General features: G+C 64.0%; 11 protein-coding genes and 1 tRNA gene. 6 read left to right on the forward strand and 6 right to left on the reverse strand.

Annotation, left to right across the window (positions count from 1 at the left end; genetic code table 11):
* From HKL97_RS01850 to HKL97_RS01860, 3 genes are all read right to left on the reverse strand, one after another.
* A partial coding sequence (locus HKL97_RS01850) for an acyltransferase (protein WP_291422299.1) occupies nt 1–797 on the reverse strand: 797 nt, incomplete at its 3' end.
* Nucleotides 794–3157 (reverse strand): transketolase, encoded by a 2364-nt coding sequence (locus tag HKL97_RS01855; protein ID WP_291422301.1) that lies wholly within the window; start codon nt 3155–3157, stop codon nt 794–796. The genes HKL97_RS01850 and HKL97_RS01855, both read right to left, overlap by 4 nt.
* 76 nt (nt 3158–3233) lie before the next feature.
* Nucleotides 3234–3500, reverse strand: a complete 267-nt coding sequence (locus tag HKL97_RS01860; RefSeq protein WP_291422303.1) for an RcnB family protein — start codon at nt 3498–3500, stop codon at nt 3234–3236.
* Here HKL97_RS01860 and HKL97_RS01865 point away from each other — a divergent pair, their 5' ends adjacent.
* Nucleotides 3501–3758, forward strand: a complete 258-nt coding sequence (locus HKL97_RS01865; protein ID WP_291422305.1) for a hypothetical protein — start codon at nt 3501–3503, stop codon at nt 3756–3758.
* A gap of 122 nt (nt 3759–3880) precedes the next feature.
* On the opposite strand, the gene HKL97_RS01870 is transcribed toward HKL97_RS01865, so the two are convergent.
* Entirely contained in the window at nt 3881–5215 is a 1335-nt protein-coding gene (locus tag HKL97_RS01870; protein ID WP_291422307.1) for an NAD(P)H-hydrate dehydratase, read from the reverse strand.
* 64 nt (nt 5216–5279) lie between these two features.
* Here HKL97_RS01870 and parA point away from each other — a divergent pair, with 64 nt between their 5' ends.
* Nucleotides 5280–5912 carry a ParA family partition ATPase gene (gene parA / locus HKL97_RS01875; RefSeq protein ID WP_291422309.1) on the forward strand — a complete coding sequence of 211 codons (633 nt, stop codon included), beginning with the start codon at nt 5280–5282 and terminating at the stop codon, nt 5910–5912.
* Nucleotides 5913–6177: 265 nt separating this feature from the next.
* Here the strand turns inward: parA and HKL97_RS01880 are convergent, their stop codons facing one another.
* Nucleotides 6178–6468, reverse strand: coding sequence for a YciI family protein (locus HKL97_RS01880; RefSeq protein ID WP_291422311.1), 291 nt, complete (start codon nt 6466–6468; stop codon nt 6178–6180).
* A gap of 123 nt (nt 6469–6591) precedes the next feature.
* On the opposite strand from HKL97_RS01880, the gene HKL97_RS01885 reads away from it, so the two are divergent.
* From HKL97_RS01885 to HKL97_RS01895, 3 genes are read left to right on the forward strand one after another with little or no spacing between them, the layout of a single operon-like run.
* Complete coding sequence (locus HKL97_RS01885) at nt 6592–7437, forward strand: fumarylacetoacetate hydrolase family protein (RefSeq protein WP_291422313.1); 846 nt, start codon at nt 6592–6594, stop codon at nt 7435–7437.
* 4 nt (nt 7438–7441) lie between these two features.
* The gene (locus HKL97_RS01890; RefSeq protein WP_291422314.1) at nt 7442–7732 is read left to right on the forward strand and encodes an antibiotic biosynthesis monooxygenase; all 291 of its coding nucleotides are present in this window, start codon (nt 7442–7444) and stop codon (nt 7730–7732) included.
* A 48-nt stretch (nt 7733–7780) separates the two neighbouring features.
* Nucleotides 7781–9349: a peptide chain release factor 3 gene (locus HKL97_RS01895; protein ID WP_291422316.1), complete on the forward strand. Its 1569-nt coding sequence runs from the start codon at nt 7781–7783 to the stop codon at nt 9347–9349.
* Between the two features lie 77 nt (nt 9350–9426).
* Here HKL97_RS01895 and HKL97_RS13635 read toward each other — a convergent pair whose 3' ends face one another.
* Nucleotides 9427–9765, reverse strand: coding sequence for a CZB domain-containing protein (locus HKL97_RS13635; RefSeq protein ID WP_363238199.1), 339 nt, complete (start codon nt 9763–9765; stop codon nt 9427–9429).
* A 200-nt stretch (nt 9766–9965) separates the two neighbouring features.
* Here HKL97_RS13635 and HKL97_RS01905 point away from each other — a divergent pair.
* Nucleotides 9966–10041, forward strand: a tRNA-Lys gene (locus tag HKL97_RS01905).

Raw genomic sequence — 10041 nt, forward strand, 5'->3', positions numbered from 1 at the left:
CAACGCTCCAGCATGGCGAGGCCGAACATCACCCCGGCATAGCCCAGCGATAACACCGCGAGATTAACCGGCCCCGGATACACATACCCCCATTGCGTGACCCGGAGCTTCATGAACATCAGCGCGCCGCCGGTGAGCAGCCCGGCCAGCGCCAACACGATGCTGGGGCGCGATTTTATCAGCAGCCAGCCGCCAAGCAGCCCGGCGAAGAAATAGAGTTCAAAAAACGATATAAAGTGATTGTTGAGCCCGACCGCGCGCAGGAACATGATGTTGTAGCGGTGGATGTCGAAAAACCGGAACACAGGGATCGGCACCAGCAGCCACAGCACGCTGAGCACCCATCCGGCGAGGATAACCCGGCCCACATGGGGGATCAGGCACAGGCCGAACATGATATAGAACGCGACCTCGAAACGCAGCGTCCACGCCGGGGGGATCAGGTCGTTCACCACCCGCGGCGCCAGCGAGAACAGCGCCCAGTTGGTGCCAGCCGGGGCCAGGCCATGGTAATAGTAGAACATCACCGGCAGCAGCATCAGCCAGTACAGCGGGTAGATCCGGCAGATCCGCCGCCACCAGAATTTGAGCGGCCCGCGCCAGCGGCCGAAATCGCCATGATGGGCGGTGATCATCACGAAGCCGCTGAGCACGAAGAAATATTGCACGCCGAGCGGGCCGGGGGCGGCATCCAGGCTGACCAGATGCGAGACCATGACCAGGCTGGCGGCAATCAACCGGCCAAGCTCCAGCGAGCCCAGCCGGTGCGCCGGCGTGCTCGATACGGATTTTTTCAAGTCCCGAGCAGGCCTTCCGCGCAGGCGTCCAGAATCGCCGCCGCGTCGATCTCGTATTCGCGGTAAAGGTCGGTGATATCGCCCGACTGGCCGAAGCGGTCCGGTCCCAGCGCCATGATCCGGTTGCCGCGCACGCCGCCAAGCCAGGCATGGGCCGCCGGGTGGCCGTCCAGCACGCTCACCAGCGCGGCGCCGGGCGCCAGCGGGGCCAGCAGGTCTTCGATGTGCGAACTGGCATGAACTCCCTGGCGGCGCTGGCGCTGGGCCGCACGCCATCCGGCATACAGCCGGTCAGGGCTGGTGATGGCGAGCAGCCCGGCTTCAGGCACATCCTCGCGCAACATGGCGAAGGCTTTTTCCGCCTCGCCCGCTACCGCGCCCTGGGTGGCGATGGCGATGCCGGCGCCGGGTGCGGGCGGCACCACCCAATGTCCGCCTGCGATAACATGCGCGGCGTTGAGCTTGCGCTCGGGCTGCGTGAGCACCTGGGTGGAGAGTCGCAGCCACACGGCCGAGCCCTCGGGCTTTTGCATATGCGCGAAGGCATGGCGCAGCAAAATCGCCAGCTCGTCGCAATAGGCAGGCTCGAAGCTCGCCAGCCGGTCCTGCACGATCGCCAGCAGCGGCGTGTTGGTGGCCTGGTGCTGCCCGCCCTCGGGCGCCAGGGTTATGCCGCTGGGGGTGGAGATGAGCAGAAACCGCGCATCCTGGTAGCAGGCATAGAACAGCGCATCATGGCCGCGGTTCACGAACGGGTCATACACCGTGCCGACGGGGAGCAGCCGCGCGCCGTTGAGATCGTGCGATAACCCGGCCGCGCCGAGCAGCAGGAAGAGGTTCTGCTCGGCGATGCCAAGCTCGATATGCTGCCCCTGCGGATTGGTGCCCCAGCGTTGTGCGCTGGCCAGCTTGCCGTCGCGGAACACATCCTCGCGGGTGTGCCGGTCGAACACGCCGCGCCGGTTGATCCAGGGGCCGAGGTTTGTGGAAACCGCGACATCCGGACTCATGGTGACGATGCGGCGCGACATCTCGGCCGATTCGCCCTGCGCGCGGCCGATCTCGGAGAGGATTTCGCCAAATCCGGCCTGCGTGCTCATGCGCCGGCCGGTAATGCGCGGCTGCGGCAGCACGGCGGGAACCGGCACGGTGGCGGCGGGCAGGCGCCGGCCGTTTGAGGTCAGCGGCGTGGCATAGGGCGCGCTGTTGATGAAATTCTCCACCGCCCGCGGCTCGGCCAGCCCTTCAAACCTGTCCCATTCATGCCCGGGGCGGATGTGCATGGCGGCGCGGAAGGAGTCCATCTGCTCCACCGTCATCATGCCGGCGTGGTTGTCCTTATGTCCGGCAAAGGGCAGGCCCATGCCCTTGATGGTATAGGCGAGGAACACCGTCGGCTGGCTGGACTGGGCAGCGGCGCGGAACGCCTGGGTCAGGCTGCCTAGGTCGTGCCCGGCGAGGTTGGTCATCAGCGCGCCGAGTTCGGCGTCGCTCAACGGGTCGATAATGCCGCGCACGCCGCGGTTTTTAGCCAGATCCGCGAGGATCGCCTGCCGCCAGGCCGCGCCGCCCTGGAAGGTGAGCGCCGAATAGGTTGAGTTTGGGCAGGCATCCACCCAGTTGCGCAGCGCGCCCCCGCCCGGCCGCGCGAACGCCGCCTCTAGCCGCTTGCCATATTTCAGCATCACCACGCGCCAGCCCATGTCGCGGAACAACCCCTCGAACCGGCCGAACAGCCGGTCGGGCATCACCGAGTCGAGGCTCTGGCGGTTGTAGTCCACCACCCACCACACATCGCGGACATCGTGTTTCCAGCCTTCCAACAGGGCCTCGTAGATATTGCCCTCGTCCAGCTCCGCATCGCCCGCGATGGCGATTTGCCGCCCGCGCGGGGTGGCGGGGTCCACCATGGCATGCGCGCGCACATAATCCTGCATCAGCGAGGTGAAGCTGGTCATCGCCACGCCAAGGCCGACCGAGCCGGTGGAAAAATCGATCTCCGGGCCGTCCTTGGTGCGCGATGGATACGCCTGTGCGCCGCCAAACTGGCGCAGCCCCGCCATCTGTTCCACGCTCTGGCGGCCAAAAAGGTAGTTGATGGCATGCAGCACCGGCCCGGCATGCGGCTTCACGGCCACGCGGTCCTGCGGGCGCAGGCTATCAAAATACAGCGCCGCCATAATGGAGGTGACGGAGGCGCAGGATGCCTGATGCCCGCCGACCTTCAGGCCGTCGCGATTCGGCCGCAAATGGTTGGCGTTATGGATCATCCACGAGGACAGCCAGAGCAGCTTCCGCTCAACGGCCGCCAATGTTTCCAACCCCGCGAGTTCCGGTTCCACCGGCCGAATTTCATTCATGGGCTGAGTCTAGAGCAAAGCAGCCGCCATGGGAATCATGTATCTCCCATGGCGGCGGATATGCTTTGCCGGCCGGTTAGTGGCTGAGCGCGTTCAGGATCACTTCAACGATAATGCCAGTCGCGATGGCCACCAGCACGAACTGGCCGTTATCCTGGACCCATTCATAACCATGGGGCGGCGGGGTCAGATGGTAGTAGCGCCAATCGTAAACCGCCACACCGCGCCCGTCGAAATGTTCGCCCCGGCGCCAGTTGTGGCGTGCCTCATAGCGTGGCGGCGGCCGGTATCTGGGCGTCTGGCCCATGTGCTGCTGCGGCTGGTAGCCAGGCGGCGGCCCCATGTGCTGGCGTTGCCATTGCTGTTGCTGCTGTTGCTGCTGTTGCTGCTGTTGCTGCTGTTGCGGCTGGTGCTGCCATTGCTGTTGCGGTTGTTGCTGTTGCGGTTGTTGCTGCCATTGTTGTTGTTGCCACTGCTTCTGCGGCGGCTGCATGCCGCCCGGCGGCGGCGCGGGCTGCGCCATGGCGAGTTGTCCGCCCAGCAACGCGATGGCAAGACCGGTGCCAAAACCGCTGAAATAAAGCCGTTTCATGAGACTTAAATCCTTTGTGCTGTGATATGATCTTTAGCAGTCCGGGCTTGTCGCGGTGATGGCTGCGATTGCATCAGAGCGGCTGATGATGGCGGCCACATGCGGCCGGCATCTTTTTGTGTAACAAATATTTACGGTTCGATCCAGCTTTCCTTCCGCAATGCAGCCATCAGCGGCCCCAGCCTTGCGGGCAGATCCTCGGCGAGCATGCCGGGTCCGGCCTCGCTGGCCGCCGCGCCATGCAGCCACACCGCGGCGCAGGCCGCCTCGAAAGCCGGCATCTCCTGGGCCAGTAAGGCGGCGATGAGTCCTGCCAGCACGTCGCCGGTGCCGCCGCTGGCCAGATACGCCGGCGCGTTGGCGTTGATCGCGGCGCGGCCGTCCGGCGCGGCGATGATCGTATCCGCCCCCTTCAGCACCGTTACCGCCCCCGTATGCCGCGCGGCGGCGCGCGCGGCGCTTAGCCGGTCCTGCCGCGGCGGCCCGAATACGCGGTTGAACTCGCCCTCATGCGGGGTGATGACCGCCGCCCCGCATAATTTTTCAGGCGTGCCGGTGTAGGCGGTCAGCGCATCGGCATCAGCAACAACCGTGCGCCCGGCGGCCAGCAGCTGCGCCAGTTTCTCCCCGGCTTGTTTCCCGAGTCCCGGCCCGCAGACCCACACCCTGCGCCGTGCGTCGCGCAGCAACGTCTCCAGCGGTTCGGCGCACACAATCAACCCGGCCTCGGGCGGAATAAACGGCGCATCGGCCGCCAGCGTAACCATGCCCGCCCCCGCGCGCCGCGCCCCCGCGCAGGCCAGCCGCGCCGCACCCGGCATGGTGCCGCACAGCACGGTTACATCCCCGGCGGCGTATTTGTGCGCGGTTGGTGCGCGGGCTGGCAAACGCCACAGCGCCGGGCTGTTCAACCAGGTTTGCGGCTTTATCTCTTCCAGCACCGTTGCAGGCAGGCCGATGTCGCGCAGCGCCAGCTCCCCGCACAACCCGCGGCCGGGGTAGAGATAATGCCCCGGCTTGGCGCGGAAAAACGTGACCGTGAGTTCGGCCTGCGGCGCATAGCCGCGTACCGCGCCGGTGGCGCCGTCCAGGCCGGAGGGAACATCCACCGCCACCAGGCGCCTAGCCGCGCGCAGCAACGCCGCCACCTCCGGGGTGATATCGCGCGCCAGCCCGGCGCCGAAAATCGCGTCGATCACCAGCGCCGCGCGCTCAACCTCGGCCACGCTCGCCTCGTTCCAGGCGCGCACCCGCACCGCCCAGCCTGCCTGGCGCAGATATGCAGCCGCCACATGGCCATCGCCGCCGTTATTGCCGGGGCCGGCCAGCACCAGCGTGGGGCAGGGAGCATATCGCAGCCGCACCGCGCGCGCCACCGCCCGCCCGGCGGCATCCATCAGCGCCTGCGCGTTGCCAGCCAGGGCGTCGGCCTGCCCCATCTCCGCCGGTGTCAGCAGCTCGTCCATAAATATCCTTGGCCTTTCGCAAAAAACTGCGGTTAAGTCTCTTTCATCAAGGAGACTTATATATATGGGTAAAGTGATTGCGGTTGCACAGCAGAAAGGCGGTGCTGGCAAGACCATGCTGGCCTCCCAGCTGGCAGTGGCCCTGGCAGAAGGCGCGCGCGTGGCGGCGCTGGACATTGACCCGCAAGGCAGCCTGACCATCTGGGGCAAGCTGCGCGCCCATTCGCCCAAGGCGGCGCAGGCACTCACGCTTGCCACTATTTCCGGCTGGCGTCTGGCTAGCGAGGTGGAAAAACTCAAGGCCTCGCATGATTACGTGCTCATCGATACGCCTCCCGTCATCGATTCTGACGCGCGGCGCGCTATCCGTGGGGCCGATCTGGTGTTGATACCGCTAAATCCAGCCCCGCCTGACCTCTGGGCGGCCGAGGGTACGTTGAAACTGGCGGCTGAGGAGAAGCGGCGCACCGCGCTCATCTTCAACCGCGCGCCTGCCGCCTCGCGCCTGCGCAAGCGGCTGGAGGCGGAAATCGCGGCCCGCGGTCTTATCCTGCTGGATACTGCACTGGCGAATCGGGCGGGTTATGCAAATGCCTTCGCCGATGGGCTGGGCGTGACCGAAGCCGGCCCCTCCACCCAGGCGGCGGACGAGATTCGTGCCGTTGTTGCGGCCCTCAAGGCAGAGATTCACTCATAAAATATGAAAAAAACTTCATGCTGCCCCCCTTGTTCAGGCAAGAAACCGCATAAAGGGGGTTGCATGGATGACATTTTTCCGCCACATAGCTCCTCGTGACGCTGAACGATGCCTAGCAGTATCAAGCCAGTGTCAGCCGCCAAGTTTAGGGAGCAACGAAATTCGTACCGAAAAGGTACAGGCCGGTCGTAAACGACCGGCCTTTTTTATGTCCGCGGCTCAGCCTGACCTATGAATTATGCTGCACTGCAATAAAATGCGAAAACTACCCCCTGCGGCGATGGAATCGCGTGATCGTGACCTCGCCCCAAACGCCCGCCCGGGTAAACGGATCAGCCGCCACGAACGCATCCACCGCGGCGCGGCTGGGGGCCTCGATCAGAAACAGCGACCCGGTCATCGTCTCGCCGTCGTCGGTTTGCAGGGGGCCCGAGAGTACGATTGTAATACCATAGTCAGTGTCTGTTTCCACAAACGCGCGATGGGCGGCATAGTGTTCCAGGCGGAGCGGGAGGGCGCCTGGCCGGTCAAGCGCATGGAGGGCGAACAGCGGCATCGTATTTAACTCTCTTTCGTTAAGCCGCTATAGTTAGAATCAATTTGCCTGTTTGACATTGCCCATCTACGCCACCCAGCTCTGACTTTTGCGTGAAACCTGCGATGATAAGGAATATTCAGGATGAAGCTTCTCCGTTACGGCGACCCGAACCAGGAAAAATGGGGCATTCTCGATGCCGAGGGACATATCCGCACGCTCGATGACGCGCTCGCCGGCGTCACGGGCGATGTTTTCAGCCCGGAGTGGCTGGCGCAGCTCGCCGCGTTGGACCCTGCGAAGCTGCCGAGCCTCAAAACCCCCCGCCGCATCGGCCCGGCAATTCCCCGGCCGCTCAATTTCGTCTGCATCGGCCTGAATTACGCCGACCATGCGGCCGAAACCGGGGGCAAGATTCCTCAGGAGCCGATTCTCTTTCTCAAATCCCTCTCCGCCTTTTCCGGCCCGTATGATGACATCATCATCCCCCCCGGCGCGCGCAAAACCGACTGGGAGGTGGAGCTTGGCGTTGTCATCGGCACCAAGGCCGCGCATGTGGCCGAGGCTGACGCGCTGGATTATGTCGCCGGCTACTGCACCGTGAACGATGTCTCCGAGCGCGCCTACCAGACCGAGCGCGGCGGCACCTGGGACAAGGGCAAAGGCTGCGACAGTTTCGGCCCCGTCGGCCCCTACCTCGTCACCAAGGACGAAGTGCCGGACCCGCAGAATCTCAACCTCTGGGCCGAGGTGGATGGCGTGCGCATGCAGGATGGCAACACCAGGACCATGATCTTCGGCGTGAAATCCCTGGTCAGCTATGTCAGCCAGTTCATCACCCTTCACCCTGGTGACATCATCGCCACAGGCACCCCGGCCGGCGTCGGCATGGGCAAAAAGCCGGAACCCATCTTCCTGCGCCCCGGCCAGCAGGTCAAAATCGGCATCCAGGGCATGGGTGAGCAAATTTCCAAAACAATAGGACACTAGAGATATGGTCACGGAATTCGCTGAAATCGAGATCATCCCCGGCACCGAGGCGCAGTTCATCGCCGGGGTGGAGGCAAGCCGCGAAGCCTTCCTGCGTTCGCCCGGCTGCCACGGCCTGGAGCTGCACCGCAGCATCGAGAGTCCGCAGCATTTTGTGCTGCTGGTTAAATGGGAAAGTGTGGCCCACCACATGGAAAAATTCCGCGGCGCGCCTGAATTTCAGGTCTGGCGCGGCAATGTCGGCCAGTTTTTCGCGATGGCCCCCAAAGTCTGGCACAGCAACACGGTGGCCTGACACCAAAGCCCGGTGGCGCGGGGCGGAGAATTTTGGTAGGGCGTGCCGATGGACCAGGCCCTACCCATTTCCGAAACCGGCGCGAAGATCCCGCCCCGGCGCACCTTCGCCATCATCTCCCATCCGGACGCCGGTAAAACCACGCTGACGGAGAAGCTGCTGCTCTTCGGCGGCGCCATCCGTGAGGCCGGCATGGTAAAAGCCCGCCAGGACCGCCGCCAAACCCGTTCGGACTGGATGAAGATCGAGCGCCAGCGCGGCATTTCGGTTACCTCCTCGGTGATGACCTTCGAGTTCGGCGGCGCCGTGTTCAACCTGCTTGATACCCCAGGCCATGAGGATTTTTCCGAGGACACCTACCGCACCCTCACAGCCGTGGACTCGGCGGTGATGGTGATCGACGCGGCCAAGGGCATCGAGCTGCAAACTAAAAAGCTCTTCGAGGTCTGCCGCCTGCGCAATATCCCCATCACCACCTTCATCAACAAGGTGGACCGCGAGGGCCAGAACCCGTTCGAGCTGCTGGACGAAATCGCCAACACCCTGGCGCTGGACATCACGCCGATGGTCTGGCCCATCGGCACCGGCGGGCTGTTTCGCGGCTGCTTCGATCTGCGCTCAAACCGCCTGGTCTCCGCCGTGAAACCCGGCCAGGATCCCGCCGGCGTGAAATTTGACATTCCCGCCAACCAGCAGGCGCAGCTGGAGGAGGATGTGGAGCTGATCCGCGCCGCCTACCCGGAGTTTGACCAGCAGGCCTTCTCCGAGGGGCACCTGACCCCGGTGTATTTCGGCTCGGCGTTGAAAGATTATTCGGTGCGCGAGCTGCTGGAAGGCTTGGTTGCCAACGCCCCCGCGCCGCAGCCCCGCGCGGCGGATACGCGCGTGGTGGAACCCGCCGAAACCCCGGTTACCGGCTTTGTCTTCAAGGTGCAGGCCAATATGGACCCCCAGCACCGCGACCGCATCGCCTTCACCCGCATCTGCTCAGGCAAATTCGTGCGCGGCATGAAGCTGATCCACTCGCGCACGCTCAAGCCCATGGCCATCCAGGCGCCGATCTTCTTCTTCGCGCAGGACCGCTCATTGGCCGAGGAAGCCTATCCGGGCGACATCATAGGCATCCCCAATCACGGCACGCTGCGCGTGGGCGACACGCTGACCGAAGGCGAGAAGCTGCGCTTCACCGGCATCCCGGACTTCGCGCCGGAAATCCTGCGCCGCGTGCGCCTGTCAGACCCGATGAAGGCCAAGCAGATGCGCAAGGCGCTGGAGGATCTGGCGGAGGAGGGGGTCACCCAGGTGTTCCGCCCGATGACAGGCGCGGAATGGATTGTCGGCGTCGTCGGCGCGCTGCAGCTCGATGTCCTCTCAAGCCGCATCGAGCAGGAGTATTCCGTGCCCGTCGCCTTCGAGGCCGCCCCGTATGACACCGCTCGCTGGGTCTTCTCCGAGGATCAGGCGCGTCTGAAAACCTTCATCGAGCAGAACAAATCCGCCATGAGCGAAGACCGCGAAGGCGCACCTGTTTATCTGGTGCGCAACAGCTGGGAGCTTAACCGCATGAAGGATAATTTCCCCGAGATCACCTTCTCCGCAACCCGCGAACGGCGCTGAGCGCGCGAGCCCGCTGCGGTGTTAAAAATAATTCTGCGCCGGGCGTGCCGCATGGCGTACCCGGCGGGCTGGCGCGCTCAGGCCGTCACGGCTTTCGCGTTCATCATTTCATCAAGCGCCAGCAGGCGGTTTACCAGCAGGGTGGAGCGCTGCATCATCGCGGTCTCCAGCCGGTTCGCGCTCGCCATATCCGCGCCGCGCGCCTGCACCGCCGCCAGCGAGTCGCCGTGAAAAATCTCATGATGATGGCCGATCTCCCCCCACAGCCTGGTTGCCTCAGGGAGTTTCATTGCCTGGATCATTGCGCTGCCGTCGCTATCGTACCATTTGCCGAATAGGCAACTGTGATGATCGCAGCAGCGGCAATGCTCAGTTCCTTGTTCCAGGCAGCGCCGGACCATTTTTAGATAATTCATGTGTTGCGTCACCGCGCGCAATATCTGAATTGCCACATTACCCCCCGGAATCGTTTTGCAATTTTTATCATCGCGGCCAAATCGCGTCTACTTTCGGTGGCAGTTCGCGCCGCGCCTAAAACCCGTGCGCGTGCGCCTGCAATTTAAGCGCCGGGTGGGCTTTCATTCTCCGGCGAGGTTTGCTAGAGGGTGCGCGCGGCGGGTGCTTAGCTCAGTTGGTAGAGCAGCTGACTCTTAATCAGCTTGTCGTAGGTTCGATCCCTACAGCACCCACCA

The organism is Acidocella sp. (assembly GCF_013044125.1).
GTDB lineage: Bacteria > Pseudomonadota > Alphaproteobacteria > Acetobacterales > Acetobacteraceae > Acidocella.